A 17,134-nucleotide genomic window follows, 5' to 3' on the forward strand; every position below is an offset into this window, starting at 1 on the left:
GATGGAGGAATTGCACTATCTCCTCGGCATGCAAAAGATTGTCTCGAAGATTATGTTAGAACAGCTCGTTTTATTAAAGGAACATACAAAGCAATAGAAAAGGCGTTACAAATTTTCAAAAAAACAAAAATTCAAATCGTTTATGCAGGAACGGGTCCACTGGGTACATTATTAATTCCATTGTTACCCTTCTTTCGTAGTGATGCTATTGCTATTACCTTTATAGACATTCATGAAAGCTCAATTTTAAGTTTAAAACAAATAATTAATTTTTTAGGTTATAAAGATTATGTAAAAGAGTACCTAGTTGAAGATGCAACAACCTTTAGATTAAAAAAGAAGAGTATTTACGTGGTGCCATTACAGAGACAATGGATAAAGGACTTACAAAAGAGCCTCAGGTTTCACTAACTCAAAATTTAGTAATGCAACTTTTTAAAAAAGGATATTTAGTTCCACAAGAAATAGAAAAAAGTTCTAGAAAATCATTTTACGCTAAAGAAAAACATTTGAGTCGAAATTATAAAGGCTATATCAATTTAGAAGAGAAAGAATTTTTATTTTCAATCAATAAAGAGATGAAGCCTTTAGAAAATGAACTTAGTTTTGAATCTGACTAGATATTTTTTGATTAAGATTTTGAAAACCACTTCAGATATTTGTATTTATACTAAAATAAAAATGTTTAAGATATTTTTATAAATAATGAAGAATTTTTGATAACCATTTATTATTGTATTAAGTCTTTGTATTCAAAAAAACGCAAAGTACAAATTATGTTACATTTCAAAGCAGTCACCAGAATGGAGTGTTGAAAATGCTCTTTAGCATTATAACCAAAGAGCATTTGAATTTGTTTTTAGTATTAGCTTCTTGAAGGATAAAGTCCTTCAATAGCAATAATAAAATTAACAGCCAAATATGGTTGCATGTTGTTGTGAGGTTGGCCATGACCATTGGTTAAAATAGTTAAACCAGCATTTCCACTAATAGTTTGGCCGTTTACAATATTACCTGCAGTTGGAGGTCCAAAGGCTTTTACTTCTGTAGCCCCTAAACCAGATCCAAATTGAGCAGCAGCAGGTACGTCTCCAGCAGCAGGCACTTCATTTACAGCAGGGGTAGTGCTTAATTGTATATATTGGTCTTCACTAACACTGTTATTTATTAAGTGATCATGATTAGGCATCTCTAAAATATTAAGAGTATGATATTCCTGTCCTGCCATTGACCCTAAGCTATGGTTAGATAACCCAAGTCCTTGACCAAAATGAATTGGAGCTCTACCACGTAAATCAGGTATTTTAAAGGTGTTTCCTTCGTTCTTATTACTGTAAGTATATCCTAAAAGAGAAAATAGAGCTTGGTGTTGAGCGATGGGTAGGTCTTGTCCGTTGCAAAACATCCAACCTCTTGGGGCAAAATTGCCTGCAAATGTACTGATTGATCCTAATAGTGGGTCTATTGATGCCATAATAATAAATTTGTAATTAATAATTAGTTTAAAATAAGTTCAGGTAATTTAATATGAATCATTGTGCCTTTTTTAGTACTAAGATGTAATGTTCCTAAATCATCTATAATAGCAGTTATTTCTCCTCCTCCTTCATATCTGTAATATGCTTCTGTACTATGGGTTCTTATTAAGATACCCCAAGTTTCTTTTGGATAAGGATATCCGTCTATTTTTTTTTTTGCTAAATCTATAAAGTTAATTTCTCCCATGCCAGGAACCGTTAAATATAAGGAGCCTCGTCTGTTGAAAGTATGATTACCTTTTTTAGGAATAATAACTCCATTGGAAACTCCAATATCCCATGCGTAATTGTTGTTTACTGTTAGTGTATACATAAGTAGGTTTTTAAAGATTAAAATAGTATTATGTTTCTATCTCAAATTTAGAGATAGAAAGAATTAAATCTTAATAAAATTACTTAGGCGTATTTATTTTATATATGAGTGTTGAAATATTTGGAATAAGAGGTGGGTTAATTCTTTCTCCAAAAGAAAGGAGTAAATAAGATTAACACAGTAAACAGTTCTAAACGACCGATTAGCATTAAAAAAGAACAAAACCATTTGGCTCCAACAGATAAATGAGAGTAGCTATTCACAGGACTAACATTTCCAATTGCAGGACCAATATTACCTAATGAAGAGGCGCATGCTCCTAAAGCAGATTGAATATCAAGTCCTAAAAAAGCTAACACTACAGTTCCAACAATAAAAATCAACATATATAAAATAAAGAAAGATAAAATATTGAAAACAATAGTTTGGTTTACAGCTTTCCCGTCATAACGAACAGGGATAATAGCATTAGGATGTAACGTTTTTTTAAATTCTAAAAAACTATTTTTTAACATTACTATGTGACGCACAATTTTTATACCCCCAGAGGTTGAACCTGCCGATCCTCCTAAGAAAAATAGGGAGAAAAATAAAGCCGTTACAAAATAGCTCCACATAGTAAAATCGGCAGTTACAAAGCCAGTTGTTGTTACTACTGAAATTACAGAAAACAACGAATGTCTAATTGCGCTTTCTGCTTTACCCCATACCATTGGATGATCTATCGAAGTTTGTAAACTAGGGTCTTGAAAAAAGATAATTATAATAGCAACAATTGTAGAAATACCCACTATTGTAAAAAAATAATAACGAAATTCTTCACTTTGTATCACTTTTCGTACTTTTCCTTTTAACGCAAAATAGGTTAATACAAAGTTGGTGCCAGCAATAAACATAAAAAGGATAATGATATATTGTACCATAGGCATTCCGTTCCAATAAGCAACACTTGCATTTTTGGTAGAAAACCCTCCAGTGCTTACTGTAGCCATAGCATGATTTATAGCGTCAAACCAAGTCATTCCTGCTACTTTTAAAAGTAAGAACTCAACAATGGTTAGTCCAACATAAATTAACCATAACCTTTTTGCAGTATCAGTAATTCGTGGATGAAGTTTATCTGCTGAAGGACCCGGAGCTTCAGCCATAAATAATTGCATTCCTCCAATTCCTAATAAAGGTAAAATAGCAATGGTAAGCACAATAATTCCCATACCACCAATCCAATGCGTTGCACTACGCCAAAAAAGAATTCCTTTAGGCATAGACTCTATATCGGTTAAAATAGAAGAACCTGTAGTTGAATAACCAGAAATAGTTTCAAAAAAAGCATCAGTTACGTTAGGAATTGTTCCAGTTAATAAATAAGGAAGCATTCCTGTAAAAGACAATATTAACCAACCAAAAGTTACAATTAAATAGCCTTCTTTTTTTTGAAGGTTTTTATTGTTGGGTTCATTAAAAAAGAAAAGTAACAAACCTATAGTGACTGTTATAATTCCTGCATTTAAAATACCCCATCCTGTTTTTTCACCATAGTATAAACTAAAAGGTAAACTTAACCACATAAAGGCACCGTTAAGGGTAGCGGTAAGACCAAGAAAACGGTAAATTAACTTGAGGTTTATATTTTCCATTAGTTAAATAATTCTTCTACAATTGCAATTGCTTCTGGCAAGCAAAAAACAATAACACAATCACCCTCTTGGATTTGTATATCCCCAAAAGACATTAAAGCTTTACCATTACGAATAATACCTCCAAAGACTGCTTCTCTTGGAAAACGCAACTCTTTAATAGGCTTTTCTGTGACCTTAGCTCCTTTTTGCACTTCAAATTCAAATACTTCAGCATCAATATTATGTAAATTGGCTAAAGCTAAAATTTCACCTTTACGGATATGACGAAAAATGTTACTAGCTGCTATTAATTTTTTATTGATAAGAGTATCTATCCCAATAGTTTGAGAGATATTTATATAATCCATATTTTCTACTAAAGCAACGGTTTTCTTAACACCTTTTGATTTAGCTACTAAACACGACATAATATTCATTTCCGAATCACCTGTTACAGCAATAAAAGCATCCATTTCTCTGATGTTTTCTTCTTCTAGCAATTGTAAATCTCTACCATCACCATAGATTAACAACGTATTTCTTAAATCTTCAGCAAGTGCAGCAGCTTTGTCTTTATCTCGCTCTATAAGTTTGACTTTAAAGTTGGCTTTACAGAGTTTTCGGGCAGTTTTTTTACCAACACTACTCCCTCCTAAAATCATAACATTTTTAATATCAATATGCTCTTTACCAATAATTGGGTATAATTTTTCAATACTGTAATTTGGTACAGAAAAATATACTTGGTCATTTATTTTATATACTGAATCACCACGGGGTATGATTGTTTGGGCAATACCTTCTCTTTTAATAGCAATGGTAATAAAATCAACCATGCTAAACTTGTCTTTAGCTTCTTTAACCGTTAAGTCTACAATTGGAGATTTATAACCAAGCGTAGCACCCATAACATTAAATAAGCCATTTTCGAAAGCAACAGTATCGTTAAAAGAAGACTGATGTAGTAATAATTTAATCTCTTCGGCAGCTAATTCTTCTGGAGAAATCATAAAATCTACACCATATTCTTTGAAATCAATTACATCACAGTTTAAAAATTCTGGATTACTAATACGAGCAATAGTTTTTTTTACACCTAATGCTTTTCCAATTACAGATATTGTGAAATTGGTATTTTGGCTATCGGTTACAGCAAGAAGTAAATCGGCGCTACTTATACCAATTTCTTTCAATAATTTCATCGAAGTAGCATCACCTTTTTTAGTGATTACATCTAAATGATTATTGATATAGTTTAACTTATCACCATCAAAATCAACAATGTATGTGTCTTGAGATTCGTAAGAAAGTAATTTAGCCAAATGAAAGCCTACATCACCAGCTCCGGCTATGATAATTTTCATATAAAAAATTAAGAAATAGGTTACAAAGATACATTTTTTTCACATTATAAAAATAAGTTTTATTTAGAGTAATTTTAGATTTTAGAATATTGTAAGTTGTATAAAGTCAATAATTAACAATGTTTTTATAGATGTTTCTCAATAGTATTATTTCATAGAGCACTTTTATTACATTTGTTTAAATTGTTTGATAATGAAAAAGTTAACGATAAAGTCTTGGGCGTTAGATGACCGCCCTCGTGAAAAACTAGTTGCCAAAGGAAAAACAGCTTTGTCTGATGCAGAATTGATAGCCATTTTAATAGGTTCAGGGAATAGAGAAGAAAGCGCAGTAGCTTTATCAAAACGTATTTTACAACATGTAGGTAATAATTTAAATCAATTAGCAAAATTATCGGTTGAAGAATTAATGCAGTTTAAAGGAATAGGTGAAGCCAAAGCTATTTCTATTACCACCGCTTTAGAGTTAGGGAAAAGACGACATTTTGAAGAAGAAAATGTAATTTCTAAAATAACATCATCTTCAGATGTTTGTAGACTGATGCAGCCTGTTATTGGTGATTTACAACATGAAGAGTTTTGGGTGTTATATCTTAATAATTCTAATAAGGTGTTGGCCAAACATCAGTTAAGTAAGGGAGGATTAACAGCCACTTTGGTGGATATAAGATTGTTATATAAGCGGGCATTAGAATTATATGCACTAGGTATTGTTCTTTGTCATAATCATCCTTCAGGAAAATTAAAGCCCAGTAATTTAGATATTCAACTTACTCAAAAAATAAAAGCAGCAGGGAGTACCCTAGATATAAAAATACTCGATCATTTAATTATTACTGAAAAAGCGTATTTTAGCTTTGCAGACGAAGGAATTATTTAGTCTGTAGATAATTTTAGCGAAAAAACTAACATTTATCGACTACCAATTAACGAATGAATGATACTGATATATACCCATAAAATTACCCCTAGAGTTCGCTACATATTTAAGCACATTTTTACTCGAACTTTAAAGATTGAAATTGATTTTACTTCGAAAATTGAAGATTTTGTTGCATATAATGGCCCGAAATTATCGTATACCTCTGTAGCTTTAGGAAAAGAATTTTTTATTAAAAGTACTAATTTACTGTTTCAACAAGGAGTAAATGATTTAGAAATCAATTTTTCAAAATGGGAGGAAGCACCTTGTTTTTTCGCAACAGGAATAAAATCAGCAATTCCTTTCGATATTTTTTCTGCGAGTTTTTACCTAATTACTAGATATGAAGAATATTTACCTCATCTAAAAGATAAACATGGACGTTTTACAGCAGAGCAAAGTTTAGCATTTCAACATGATTTTTTAGAGAAACCATTAATTGATATTTGGGCTTATAAATTACTTAAAGTAATTAAAGAGAGATTTCCTGAATACGAATATAAAAAACGGACCTATAAATTTATTTCGACAATAGATGTAGATAACGCTTTTGCATATAAATATAAAAGTATTATTAGATCAGTTGGAGGTATTGTAAGTGATTTATATAGGTTGAATATTTTTAATCTATGGGATCGTTTTGCGGTTCGTTTCAATATAAAAAAAGACCCTTTTGATAATTTTTTTAAAATTATTGATTATAAAAAAGAGTTTAAAGTTCGTACAATTTTTTTCTTTTTAATAGGTGATTATACAAGTTTCGACACTAACATTTCAGCTTCAAAAAAAAAATTTAGATTACTCATTAAAGATATGGTAGATTATGCTCGTGTTGGATTGCATCCTTCGTATTATACTATGGGAAATATAGAGTTATTAAAAAAAGAAAAAGAGCGATTAGAGCATATAACCAATATGCCAATGATACGTTCTAGACAACATTATCTACGATTTACTTTACCAGACACATACCAAGATTTAATAGATTTAGAAATTCAAGAGGATTATTCTATGGGTTATGCGAGTCATGTTGGTTTTAGAGCAAGTACCTGTACACCATTTTATTTTTATGATATCGATTTTGAAATTCAAACGCCGTTAAAAGTTTTCCCGTTTGCCTTAATGGATACGACTTTGAATGATTACATGAAACTTACCCCAAAACAATCTTTAGGGAAAATACGTGATTTAAAAAATGAGGTAAAAAGAGTCAACGGAACTTTTATTACACTTTTTCATAATGAGAGCTTAAGTGGATATTTACGTTGGAGGGGGTGGAGTAGAGTATATGGGTCTATGCTAAAAATAGCTTCAAGCTAATGATTATTAGAGTTACAAGAAAAGAGCTAGATATAGAAAAGTATAATGCATGTATTAAGAATTCTATACAATCAAACATCTATGGATTTTCTTGGTATTTAGATATTGTTTGTGATCATTGGGATGTTTTGGTGCTTAACAATTACGAAGCAGTAATGCCAATCCCTTGGCGGAAAAAATATTTTATGGAATATGTGTATCCACCATTTTGGGTGTTGCAGCTCGGAATCTTTTCTATTGAAATTGAAGATGAAAATGAATTTTTGATTGAACTCTTAGAGGATTTTAAGTTTGTGGAAATTCGAACAAATTCTAAGAATTGTTTTTCTATGTTCGATGATTTTCAGCAAGAAAAAAATCTTCAAATTTTAAGCTTGAAAGAAGATTATAATACTATTTTATTAAAATATAAAAAAGACCGAAAGAGAAATTTACTGAGAGCAAAGAAGTATGATTTAATAGAAAGGTGGAATGATAATCCTGAAAAACTAATTGAGTTGTTCAAAGCGAATGTTGGTAAAAGAGTTAAGAAAATTAAAGATAAGGATTACACAATTCTTTTAAAGGTGATGAAAATTTGTATTGAGAAAAAAGCTGGAGAAATTTTATCAATTTATGATAATAACGACAAATTAGTTGCCTCTGGTTTCTTTTTAAAATATAACAAACGAGTTACTATTTTAGTTTCTTCAACCGATTTTAAGAATAGAAAAAATGGAGCAAATACTTTTTTAATAGACAGAGCAATTTTTAAATATCGACCAAATTTTGATGTTTTCGATTTCGGCGGATCATCAATGAAAAATATTGCTAAATATTTTTTGAGTTTTGGGGGCAAAGATGAAAAATATATTCAGTTAAAATATAATAATTTACCCAAATTTTTAAAGTGGTTTAAGAGGTAGTACGAATACGTTTGTAAAAATAAAAAAAAGTAAAAGCAGACATTACTCCCGTGAACCACATTAAGGTTGCTGATGTAATAGCTGCTCCTTTTATCCCGTATTTTGGTATAAGTAATTGATTGCTAGTGTAGTTGATAACTAAGGCAACCAACGTAATGTAATAGTTAATTTTTACTAACCCGATAGATGATAATAGGTTCCCAAACAACCCTCTTAAAATTAAAATCCCACAAACCCCAAAATTTAAGATTAAAAAACTTAATTTGTATTTAGTGAACCCTTTATCGAACAATAGTAAGGTTTCATCAGCAAAAAAATAAAAAAAGCTGAAATAACATATGCTAATAAGCGTAAATAGTAAAACATAGCTTTTTATGTAATCAAAAATATATTTTTTATTGTTTATGTTTTCAGTAAAGGAAACAAAGTCTGTAGCAATAAAAACACGAGGTAAAAATAATATACTAAAGGGAATTAGAGAGACATATTTAAAAGCTGTAACAGCTTCTGAGTTTTTCAATAAATTACCAATTAGTAAAATATCTATGGAAAAAAGCAATAAAGTTGCTACATTCGATAATCCACCAAAAAAACCATATTTCCAAAATTCTCTATTTATAATTTTAAGTTTTTTTGTTTGCTTCAAATTAAACTGAAGCCGGTTAAAGAACACAAATGAAGTTAAAGTAGGTGTTAGGACTATTGCCCAAACATAACCAAGTTCTTTATATAAATAGCTTAGCATTAAAACGAGCAGAACTAAAATCAAATTATATACAACTTCGACTAAAGAAAAGGTTTTGTTATTGTGTTCTAATCGTAACTTAATTTTAATAACTTCAAACCAAAAGAGAGGAATGAAGCTCAAAGAAAAGACAGTTAAATAAATATCTGTTTTTTCAAATTCAAAAGAAAATAATAAACTAAAAGCTGTAACTAAGAGACTTAAAAAAAAACTTACAAAAGTTCCATTTTTAACCACATAGTTTGAAACAATTTTTTTATCATTTGTATTCGTAAGTAAAGCTCCGTAACGAATTAAACTTTGAGGCAGGCCAAAACCGATAAAAGGAATTAAAAAAGTTATAATATTCCACGCAAATAAAATGACTCCTAATTCTTTATTATCTATGAACTGTAGAGCAATCCATGAAGCAAAAAAAGAAAGTAAACGAGATATAATTGTAGCAACTAAGACGTAACTTCCTGCTCTGCTTAAAAATTGCTGTATGTAGTTTGTGAGCAATTTCATGAAACTGTTTTTTCGTAAAGTTTAGAAAAGTCTGTAGCAATATTTTTGTAGCTAAAATGCTGTTTTGCATAGTTGTGCATTTCTAATTCATTTTTAATAGGTTTCTGATACAATAAAGTTAGCTTTTCAACTAACTCATGTCTTTTGTTTTTTTTAATCAGATACCCAAAAGTTTCAGGAAAAAATTCACTAATTCCTCCAACATTTGTAGAAATAACAGGAATGCCACAAGCAAAACTTTCTAAAATTACACAAGGAAGGTTTTCGTAATTACTAAATAATGTAAAAACATCAGCTTGTTGTATATACTTAGACACTTCATTATGCGGAATATGATTTATAAATGTTACATTTTTAGAAAGACCAAGGCTTTTAGTAAGCGACTTGTATTGGTTAGAATTTTCACCTATCAAGATTAATTGATAAGGGAAGTTAAGCTCAGAAACAGCACTAATTAAACCAGATACATTTTTGTGTTCATCAATCATATTGGAGATGTGAAGGATTGTGAATACTGTTTTTTTTGATTTTGTTATAGGGTGAAAAATATGAGTATCAACAACATTAGGAACAATTTGGTAATTTCCTTTTAAACCTAAAAATTCCAAAGCTTGTTTTAAATTATTAGAAACAGGACATATAAATGTAGCGTTTCGAGTAATTATTTTTGATAAAAATAAATGAATTTTAGCTAAATTTTTAGCTTGTGGCTGATGATATCCTGTCCAATGTTCGGATATAATGTAAGGCTTATTTAATAAGAATATAAAAATACCAAACGGATAAATTTCGTTAAGGTGAACCAAATCAATTTCTCCAATTAATTTCATTAACCTTTTAAAGGCTAGATAAAACCTATAACCTTTTATTAATCTGTTCTTAGTTTGTTTTACATAAGCAATATAAGTAGTTACCCCTTTTTTTCTATCAATGCTAATCTCAATTTTTTTTTTACAATTTTTGTCGGTTATAATGTGTAAAACGGAAACTTTATGTTTAGTAGCTACTGCTTGTGCATGTCTTTGAATAAAATCGCCATTATTGGTAAGTACCCGAGAAGGATACCAACCGCATAAAAACAAAATATGTAGTTTATTTGCCACTTAAAAATAAAGTATTTACCTAAAAAATAATCACGAAAATAAGGTATATTCTTTAATTACTACTATTTTTGAAACTATGGATAATATCAAACATATCTTTTTCGATTTAGATCATACATTGTGGGATTTTGACAAAAATTCAAAACTTTCTTTTCAGCAAATATTTAAAGAACAAAATATAGATTTTGATTTTGAATTGTTTATTGAAACTTATATTCCTATAAATCATAAATATTGGGAATTGTACAGAGAAGAAAAAGTAAGTAAAGCCGATTTACGTTACGGGCGTTTGAAAGATACTTTTAATACTTTAAAATTTAATATTGATGATGAATTAATCAATTTAATAGCTGTGGATTATATAGAGTATTTGCCAAAATACAATCATTTAATTGATGGCTCTATAGACTTGTTAGAGTATTTAAAAAAGAAATATCAATTGCATATCATAACCAACGGATTTAAAGAAGTTCAATTTCAAAAGCTAGAAAAATCGAATATTAAGCAATATTTTAATATTATTGTAACTTCAGATTGTGTTGGAGTAAAAAAACCAAATCCAAGAGTGTTTGAGTATGCTTTAGAAAAAGTAAATTCCCCAGCACAAGATTGTGTAATGATAGGAGATAGTTATGAAGCAGATGTTTTAGGAGCCTTTAATACAGGTATTTTACCTATTCATTTCGATATTTATAAAAAAACTAGTACAAACAGTTTTGCAAAGGTGAATTCTCTAATGGAAATAAAGCAATATTTATAATCTTTATCCGTTTCGGTTAAACGAACAAAGTACATGAAAACATTTTTAAAAATTATCGTACTTAACACACTACTATTGGTAACTTCATGTGTTAAAGATATCGATTTTAATCAAGCTCAAGATTTTGAAATAACTCCAGAAGTGGCGGTCTCTTTAGTGAAATTTAATTTGGATCAAAACGATTTAGTGATGGGCGGTATTGAAATTGATTCAATTTCTCAAAGTACAGTTTTTACAATGTTAGATAATACAACAGCTCAAGAAGATTTAGTAAAAATTGATTTTCAATTTGAAGTTGTTAATACTTTTAATAGAGATTTTGAAATTAATTTAATTTTTTTAGATGATAATGATATAGAAACATACAGAATTTCAACTCTCAAAATAAACGCACAGGATGAAGATTTTAACTATATAGAAACTTTGGTTATATCAGATCATCAAGAATTCTTACTTTCAAGAAAAATTCAAGTGATATTAAGATTGTTACCTAGTTCTGATGGTTCTACGATAGATCCCAACGATCCAAGAACATTTGTTTTTAAATCAGCAGGAATCTTTTATTTTAGAATAGATTAATTATGAGGAAAATCTTACTTGCACTTTCTTTATTATATTTGATGACTACACAAGCTCAAAATAAACAAATTTTATATGGCTTTGATAAAATACCACAAGGGTTATTGTTAAACCCAGGAGCAGAAACTACTTATAAATATCATGTCGGAATTCCTTTTTTATCAGGATTATCTTTTAACGGAAATATGTCAGGTATTACAGTTGCTGATGTATTTAGAGATGATGGTATAGGTATTTTTAGTGGAACTGATTTTAATACTAAATTTAGAAATGCCATAGACAAACTGGGAGATAAAGATTACGCCTACATAAATACACAAATAGAAGTGTTAAGTGGTGGTTACAAGCTTAATGATAGAGATTATTTAAGTGTTGGTTTTTATACTGAAGCAGATGTGTTTATGAGCTTGCCGAAAGATATTTTCACCTTAATAAATGAAGGAAATGCCGCATATTTGAATAAAACATTTTCTATCTCAGATATAAGTGCAAAAGGAGATGTACTAGGGGTTTTACATGCTGGTATTTCACGTAGATTTAATAATGAATTTACAGCAGGAGCTCGTTTTAAAATCTATTCGGGTTCTATGAATGTAACTTCAACAGGTAATTCCGGAACATTTACAACTCGAGAAGGTCAAGACAATATATATGTTCATCATTTAAATAATATAGATGCAGGAGTTTATAGTTCTGGAATTTATGATGAAGAAAATGAAGTCGATATTTCAGCAGGAAGTATTTTTGGAAGTACTTTTTTAGGGGGTAATTTTGGTTTAGGGTTCGATGTTGGTTTAACGTATCATTATAATGAACAAATTGAATTGACAGCAAGTTTACTTGATATTGGTTTTGTAAGCTATTCAAAAAACACTAGAAATGGTACTGTAAATGGAAGCTATACTTTTTCTGGAGTAGAATTTCAATACGATGATCAAAATACTAATTACTGGGCAGATTTAGAAGATGATTTTGATGCGAATGTGATTAGAGAAGAGAATAGAGAGTCTTATACGGTTATGCGCCCTATAAAATTTAATAGTTCATTCCGATATAGTTTTGGGAAAAGCAGAAATGAATTAAATTGTCATGATATAACTTTTAAAGATTTTTATGATAATGCAGTAGGAGCACAGTTGTATTCCGTTTTTCACCCCAATGGAACTGCATTTGCTTTAACTGGATTTTATGAAAGAAAATTCTCTAATTATTTAAACACAAAATTCACTTATACAATTGATGATTTTTCATACACTAACTTTGGAGTTGGTGTTTCTGCGAATATTTGGAAGTTAAATATTTATGGAATGGTAGATAATATCTTTCAACTTTCCGATATTGCAGATGCTAATAGAGCAACGTTCCAATTAGGAATTAATTTAATTTACAACTAATATGAAAAGAGTAACTTTTTTATTACTATTTGTTTGTTCAACAATTTTTGCGCAAAAAAACATCAATAATTATAAATATATTATAGTACCAGAGCAGTTTGAGTTTTTAAATCAAGCAGATAAATATCAAACAAGTTCATTAACAAAATTTTTATTTAATAAATACGGATTTACTGCTTTCTTAAGCAATGAAAGTTTCCCTGATGATTTATCAAATAACAGGTGTATTGCACTAACAGCGAATGTTAAAGATAAATCGGGTATGTTCACCACTAAAAGTGTTATTGAATTAAGAGATTGTTTTAACAAAGTGGTGTATACTTCTTCAGAAGGAAAAAGCAAGAATAAGGAATATAAAAAAGCTTATCAAGAAGCCATTAGAGAGGCTTTTAATTCAGTTAAAGCTTTGGGTTATAAATATGTTCCTTTTAAGAGTGAGGTAGTTGTTAAAGGGGGTAAAATTGATAAAAAAGAAGGAGCTCCTGTTGTTGGAAAAGAAAATGTTATTGTAATCAATCAAAACCCTGTTACAGTAAATGAATCTGTTGAGGTTTTATATGCACAAGTAAAAGAAAATGGGTTTCAATTGGTAAATACAAAACCAGAAGTAGTTTTTGAAATTTTAAACACTAATGTAAAGGATGTATTTATTATTAAAAATAAAAACGGTATTTTATACAAAAATAACACTTTCTGGACTGTTGAGTTCTATCAAAATGGAAATAAAACTACCAAAGAATATAAGATTAAATTTTAGGTTTTAAAATGATATTATGAAAGAAAAAGCAAGTATTTAAACTTGCTTTTTCTTTGTAATCTTATAAGGTTGAAGAACAACTTCCATCGCAATTTTTGGTATCTTCAACTTTCATTTCTATGTTATCATTTCCATTCCATTTTGCCATAGCTTCTGGTGCTGGTCTAGCATTTATTCCTTCTCCATAAACAGTTGAAGTACCATGTGTATAAAAAGCTTCCCAATCTACTCCTTGAGGGTCTGTAATCCATGATTTTTGGCTTTTAGAATAACAACAGGTACATTCTCCTTCTTCTACTATTTTTCCTTTGGCGTTTTCCATATTAGCATATACCTGATGTAATTCATCTTTACTTTCTACTTGTAACCCTAAGTGTTCTATTCCTGTTTCACTATGACCAATTGATATAGCAAAATTAATTTTAGGGTCGTTTAGCATCCATTTTGCATAATCTGATTTAACGATTGTAGCTTTTGAACTGAATAAAGAATTATAAAAGTTAATACTTTCTGTTAAGTTTTTTACTCTTACATGAACGTGAAATGTTTTCATCTTTTTTTGTTTTAAGAATTAAGTTTTATAGCAAGACTTTCTTATTCTTAAAAAGACGCAAAATTTTTACTTTTTTTGATTTAGTTTTTTAAGAGGCTTACACACAGATAATACTTCATCATAAATCGGGATGCCATTCTTATCTAATTTAAAATTACAACAAGTTAATATTTCGTTTTTTAACATTTCTCTGGCTCGTTGTATTCTACTTTTTGTCGCGCTAAGTCCAAGCCCAAGTTTCAAAGCAATATCCTTTTGTTTTTCTCCTTCAATATCTGACATTTTTAGAGGAAGAGCATATTTTTCTGGTAAAAAATCAATCATAGGTTCTAAAAAAGAAGAAATTTTTACCCAAATATTCTCATCTTTATCATTGCTAAACTGAGTTAAATTTTGTTGTCTTTTTTCTTTTTTAAGAATATCTAATGCTACATTGTGTGTAATTTGGAAAAGCCAAGAATTAATATTCTCTATTTCTTTACCCGAGCAACAGGATTTATGTATTTTTAACAAAACATCTTGTGTAACATCTTTAGCGAGTTCTTCATTTTTAAACCTAGATTTCATGTATTTATAGAGCCTGTCTTTTGATTCCATCCAGATGTCCCATACTTGATTGTATTTTTCTATTTTCATTTTATGTTAATAAGTATGAGTTTTTTTAAATTATGTTAAAATCTAATATTTATATTTACCTTTCCAACGTTGTTTTAAGATTTCTCTAAAACTATTTTCACGAGCGTTATTTCCTGGTTCATACAATTTAGTATTTGCTATTTCATCAGGTAAAAACTCCTGTTCTATAAAATTACCTGAGTAATTATGAGAATACATATAATCTTTTCCGTAATCAAGATCCTTCATCAATTTAGTAGGAGCATTACGTAAATGTAATGGAATGGATAAATCGCCTGTTTTTCTCACTAAATTCTGCGCTTCTCCAATCGCCATATAGGAAGCATTGCTTTTTGCTGAATTTGCCAAATAAATAGCACATTGACTTAATATAATACGAGATTCGGGATGTCCTATTACAGAAACTGCTTGAAAGGTGTTATTTGCCAAAATTAAGGCTGTTGGATTTGCGTTTCCAATATCTTCGGAAGCTAAGATGAGCATTCTACGAGCTATAAATTTTACATCTTCACCACCTTCAACCATTCTTGCTAACCAATAAACAGCTGCGTTAGGATCACTTCCTCTTATTGATTTTATAAAAGCGGATATAATATCGTAATGTTGTTCACCAGTTTTATCATAGCGAACTGTATTTTTCTGAATTTTTTCAAGAACCATTTTATTGGTGATTTCTACTTTATCTTCAGAAGAAACTAATAATTCAAAAATATTTAACAGCTTACGGGCGTCTCCACTAGAAACTTGTAGTAAAGCATCGGTTTCTTTTAAGGTTATATTTTTTTTTGATAAAAATTCATCCTTTTCCATAGCTCTGTAGAGTAAAGCGATTAAATCATTTTTATCAAATGAATTTAATATATAAACTTGACATCGAGAGAGTAGGGCAGGTATTACTTCAAAACTTGGGTTTTCAGTAGTCGCACCAATTAAGGTAACCCAACCCTTTTCAACGGCACCTAATAAAGAATCTTGCTGTGATTTACTAAAACGATGAATTTCATCAATAAATAAAATAGGATTTTTTTGGGTAAACAACCCACCACTTTTCTTTGCTTTATCAATAATCTCACGTACATCTTTAACTCCAGAACTAATAGCGCTTAACGTATAGAAAGGGCGTCCTGATTCTTCAGCAATAATATTAGCTAAAGTGGTTTTTCCAATTCCGGGAGGTCCCCATAAAATTAACGAAGGAATTATTCCTTGTTTAATATGGTTGGTTAAAATACCGTTTTTGCCTACCAAATGTTGTTGACTAATATAATCATCAAGCTTTTTTGGGCGTATTCTTTCTGCCAAAGGTGCATTCATAAAGTAAAAATAATAAAGATTTCTGACAGAACTTCGGTTATTTTAAATTGGTTGCATTTTTGCTAATTTAGACTTTATGAATAATGACAATCAATTTAAATTTTCACAGTCTGTTTTTGTACTTCCTTTTTTGTTTGTTTTTCTAATTTGGTTTGTTTACTGGCTAGAAATTCAATTTGGATGGAATTTTAATAAACTTGGAATTTATCCTCGAAATCTGAGTGGTTTTAAAGGTGTTTTTATCTCTCCTTTTATTCATAGTAATATAAGTCATCTCTTTAATAATTCAATACCTTTATTTGTACTCTGTGCAAGTCTTTTCTATTTTTATAAAGATGTTGCCCTTAGAGTTTTATTAATCGGTGGGTTTTTAACAGGACTATTAACATGGGTTATTGCGAGAGAATCATTTCATATAGGTGCTAGCGGAATTGTATATTTATTGTTCAGTTTTGTTTTTTTTAGCGGAATCATAAAAAAACATTATCGATTGGTAGCGATGTCGTTGATAACTATTTTTCTCTACGGAAGTATGATTTGGTATGTTTTACCAATTAAAGAAGGAGTTTCTTGGGAAGGACATTTGTCAGGTCTTATTATTGGGTTTTCTTTAGCAATAATTTATCGAAACAGAGGAATTGTGAAAGAAAAATTTCAGTTTTCCAAAACAGCATTTGATACTATGTTTGATGAAAATGGTAACTATATTCCACCTGTAGAACCTGAAGAAACCAAGAGTGAATTAAATTATAAGTATGTATACTTAGCTGACGAAGAAGAATAAAGCCTGTTTTTAACAGGCTTT

18 protein-coding genes are annotated in these 17,134 nt (G+C 29.7%); 9 read left to right on the forward strand and 9 right to left on the reverse strand.

The genetic code is table 11. The features are described from left to right. The first annotated feature begins 371 nt into the window (after positions 1 to 371). On the forward strand, positions 372 to 620 hold the full coding sequence (locus C7447_RS09820) for a hypothetical protein (RefSeq protein WP_148870344.1): 249 nt from the start codon (positions 372 to 374) through the stop codon (positions 618 to 620). 245 nt (positions 621 to 865) lie between these two features. Here the strand turns inward: C7447_RS09820 and C7447_RS09825 are convergent, their stop codons facing one another. The 4 genes from C7447_RS09825 to trkA form a co-directional block, all read right to left on the reverse strand. Continuing rightward, positions 866 to 1,474 (reverse strand): phage tail protein, encoded by a 609-nt coding sequence (locus C7447_RS09825; RefSeq protein ID WP_148870345.1) that lies wholly within the window; start codon positions 1,472 to 1,474, stop codon positions 866 to 868. A gap of 23 nt (positions 1,475 to 1,497) precedes the next feature. Beyond that, complete coding sequence (locus C7447_RS09830) at positions 1,498 to 1,851, reverse strand: hypothetical protein (protein ID WP_148870346.1); 354 nt, start codon at positions 1,849 to 1,851, stop codon at positions 1,498 to 1,500. A 137-nt stretch (positions 1,852 to 1,988) separates the two neighbouring features. Continuing rightward, positions 1,989 to 3,488 carry a TrkH family potassium uptake protein gene (locus C7447_RS09835; protein WP_148870347.1) on the reverse strand — a complete coding sequence of 500 codons (1,500 nt, stop codon included), beginning with the start codon at positions 3,486 to 3,488 and terminating at the stop codon, positions 1,989 to 1,991. Continuing rightward, positions 3,488 to 4,834: a Trk system potassium transporter TrkA gene (gene trkA / locus C7447_RS09840; RefSeq protein WP_148870348.1), complete on the reverse strand. Its 1,347-nt coding sequence runs from the start codon at positions 4,832 to 4,834 to the stop codon at positions 3,488 to 3,490. The genes C7447_RS09835 and trkA overlap by 1 nt, the downstream gene beginning before the upstream one ends. A gap of 193 nt (positions 4,835 to 5,027) precedes the next feature. Here trkA and radC point away from each other — a divergent pair, with 193 nt between their 5' ends. The 3 genes from radC to C7447_RS09855 are packed head-to-tail and all read left to right on the forward strand — an operon-like array spanning position 5,028 to position 7,981. Continuing rightward, the gene (radC, locus tag C7447_RS09845; protein ID WP_148870349.1) at positions 5,028 to 5,714 is read left to right on the forward strand and encodes a RadC family protein; all 687 of its coding nucleotides are present in this window, start codon (positions 5,028 to 5,030) and stop codon (positions 5,712 to 5,714) included. A gap of 57 nt (positions 5,715 to 5,771) precedes the next feature. After that, positions 5,772 to 7,076, forward strand: a complete 1,305-nt coding sequence (locus C7447_RS09850; protein ID WP_148870350.1) for a polysaccharide deacetylase family protein — start codon at positions 5,772 to 5,774, stop codon at positions 7,074 to 7,076. Further along, the gene (locus C7447_RS09855; RefSeq protein ID WP_148870351.1) at positions 7,076 to 7,981 is read left to right on the forward strand and encodes a hypothetical protein; all 906 of its coding nucleotides are present in this window, start codon (positions 7,076 to 7,078) and stop codon (positions 7,979 to 7,981) included. The genes C7447_RS09850 and C7447_RS09855 overlap by 1 nt, the downstream gene beginning before the upstream one ends. On the opposite strand, the gene C7447_RS09860 is transcribed toward C7447_RS09855, so the two are convergent. Together C7447_RS09860 and C7447_RS09865 are read right to left on the reverse strand one after the other, a co-directional pair. After that, the gene (locus C7447_RS09860) at positions 7,971 to 9,233 is read right to left on the reverse strand and encodes an oligosaccharide flippase family protein (RefSeq protein ID WP_148870352.1); all 1,263 of its coding nucleotides are present in this window, start codon (positions 9,231 to 9,233) and stop codon (positions 7,971 to 7,973) included. The genes C7447_RS09855 and C7447_RS09860 overlap by 11 nt on opposite strands. Next, positions 9,230 to 10,336 carry a glycosyltransferase family 4 protein gene (locus C7447_RS09865; RefSeq protein ID WP_148870353.1) on the reverse strand — a complete coding sequence of 369 codons (1,107 nt, stop codon included), beginning with the start codon at positions 10,334 to 10,336 and terminating at the stop codon, positions 9,230 to 9,232. The genes C7447_RS09860 and C7447_RS09865 overlap by 4 nt, the downstream gene beginning before the upstream one ends. 76 nt (positions 10,337 to 10,412) lie before the next feature. Here C7447_RS09865 and C7447_RS09870 point away from each other — a divergent pair, with 76 nt between their 5' ends. The 4 genes from C7447_RS09870 to C7447_RS09885 are packed head-to-tail and all read left to right on the forward strand — an operon-like array spanning position 10,413 to position 13,826. Further along, entirely contained in the window at positions 10,413 to 11,096 is a 684-nt protein-coding gene (locus C7447_RS09870; RefSeq protein WP_148870354.1) for a YjjG family noncanonical pyrimidine nucleotidase, read from the forward strand. 33 nt (positions 11,097 to 11,129) lie between these two features. Beyond that, a complete protein-coding gene (locus C7447_RS09875) occupies positions 11,130 to 11,675 on the forward strand; it encodes a hypothetical protein (RefSeq protein ID WP_148870355.1) in 546 nt (181 codons plus the stop codon). 2 nt (positions 11,676 to 11,677) lie between these two features. Further along, on the forward strand, positions 11,678 to 13,069 hold the full coding sequence (locus tag C7447_RS09880; protein WP_148870356.1) for a DUF5723 family protein: 1,392 nt from the start codon (positions 11,678 to 11,680) through the stop codon (positions 13,067 to 13,069). A gap of 1 nt (position 13,070) precedes the next feature. Beyond that, positions 13,071 to 13,826, forward strand: coding sequence for a hypothetical protein (locus tag C7447_RS09885; RefSeq protein WP_148870357.1), 756 nt, complete (start codon positions 13,071 to 13,073; stop codon positions 13,824 to 13,826). A gap of 61 nt (positions 13,827 to 13,887) precedes the next feature. On the opposite strand, the gene C7447_RS09890 is transcribed toward C7447_RS09885, so the two are convergent. From C7447_RS09890 to C7447_RS09900, 3 genes are all read right to left on the reverse strand, one after another. After that, positions 13,888 to 14,379: a VOC family protein gene (locus C7447_RS09890; protein ID WP_211354913.1), complete on the reverse strand. Its 492-nt coding sequence runs from the start codon at positions 14,377 to 14,379 to the stop codon at positions 13,888 to 13,890. Between the two features lie 66 nt (positions 14,380 to 14,445). Next, positions 14,446 to 15,015 (reverse strand): sigma-70 family RNA polymerase sigma factor, encoded by a 570-nt coding sequence (locus C7447_RS09895; protein WP_148870358.1) that lies wholly within the window; start codon positions 15,013 to 15,015, stop codon positions 14,446 to 14,448. Between the two features lie 42 nt (positions 15,016 to 15,057). After that, positions 15,058 to 16,329, reverse strand: a complete 1,272-nt coding sequence (locus tag C7447_RS09900; protein ID WP_148870359.1) for a replication-associated recombination protein A — start codon at positions 16,327 to 16,329, stop codon at positions 15,058 to 15,060. A 76-nt stretch (positions 16,330 to 16,405) separates the two neighbouring features. Between C7447_RS09900 and C7447_RS09905 the strand changes: the two genes are divergently transcribed. Beyond that, complete coding sequence (locus C7447_RS09905; protein ID WP_148870360.1) at positions 16,406 to 17,113, forward strand: rhomboid family intramembrane serine protease; 708 nt, start codon at positions 16,406 to 16,408, stop codon at positions 17,111 to 17,113. The last annotated feature ends 21 nt before the right edge of the window (positions 17,114 to 17,134 follow it).

It is taken from the genome of Tenacibaculum adriaticum (assembly GCF_008124875.1).
GTDB classification, from domain to species: domain Bacteria; phylum Bacteroidota; class Bacteroidia; order Flavobacteriales; family Flavobacteriaceae; genus Polaribacter; species Polaribacter adriaticus.

What these genes read in the sequence shown, in the direction of transcription:
- C7447_RS09820 (WP_148870344.1), top strand. Translation starts at nt 372, where the DNA reads ATGGATAAAGGACTTACAAAAGAGCCTCAGGTTTCACTAACTCAAAAT.
- C7447_RS09825 (WP_148870345.1), bottom strand. Translation starts at nt 1,474, where the DNA reads ATGGCATCAATAGACCCACTATTAGGATCAATCAGTACATTTGCAGGC.
- C7447_RS09830 (WP_148870346.1), bottom strand. Translation starts at nt 1,851, where the DNA reads ATGTATACACTAACAGTAAACAACAATTACGCATGGGATATTGGAGTT.
- C7447_RS09835 (WP_148870347.1), bottom strand. Translation starts at nt 3,488, where the DNA reads ATGGAAAATATAAACCTCAAGTTAATTTACCGTTTTCTTGGTCTTACC.
- trkA (WP_148870348.1), bottom strand. Translation starts at nt 4,834, where the DNA reads ATGAAAATTATCATAGCCGGAGCTGGTGATGTAGGCTTTCATTTGGCT.
- radC (WP_148870349.1), top strand. Translation starts at nt 5,028, where the DNA reads ATGAAAAAGTTAACGATAAAGTCTTGGGCGTTAGATGACCGCCCTCGT.
- C7447_RS09850 (WP_148870350.1), top strand. Translation starts at nt 5,772, where the DNA reads ATGATACTGATATATACCCATAAAATTACCCCTAGAGTTCGCTACATA.
- C7447_RS09855 (WP_148870351.1), top strand. Translation starts at nt 7,076, where the DNA reads ATGATTATTAGAGTTACAAGAAAAGAGCTAGATATAGAAAAGTATAAT.
- C7447_RS09860 (WP_148870352.1), bottom strand. Translation starts at nt 9,233, where the DNA reads ATGAAATTGCTCACAAACTACATACAGCAATTTTTAAGCAGAGCAGGA.
- C7447_RS09870 (WP_148870354.1), top strand. Translation starts at nt 10,413, where the DNA reads ATGGATAATATCAAACATATCTTTTTCGATTTAGATCATACATTGTGG.
- C7447_RS09875 (WP_148870355.1), top strand. Translation starts at nt 11,130, where the DNA reads ATGAAAACATTTTTAAAAATTATCGTACTTAACACACTACTATTGGTA.
- C7447_RS09880 (WP_148870356.1), top strand. Translation starts at nt 11,678, where the DNA reads ATGAGGAAAATCTTACTTGCACTTTCTTTATTATATTTGATGACTACA.
- C7447_RS09885 (WP_148870357.1), top strand. Translation starts at nt 13,071, where the DNA reads ATGAAAAGAGTAACTTTTTTATTACTATTTGTTTGTTCAACAATTTTT.
- C7447_RS09890 (WP_211354913.1), bottom strand. Translation starts at nt 14,379, where the DNA reads ATGAAAACATTTCACGTTCATGTAAGAGTAAAAAACTTAACAGAAAGT.
- C7447_RS09895 (WP_148870358.1), bottom strand. Translation starts at nt 15,015, where the DNA reads ATGAAAATAGAAAAATACAATCAAGTATGGGACATCTGGATGGAATCA.
- C7447_RS09900 (WP_148870359.1), bottom strand. Translation starts at nt 16,329, where the DNA reads ATGAATGCACCTTTGGCAGAAAGAATACGCCCAAAAAAGCTTGATGAT.
- C7447_RS09905 (WP_148870360.1), top strand. Translation starts at nt 16,406, where the DNA reads ATGAATAATGACAATCAATTTAAATTTTCACAGTCTGTTTTTGTACTT.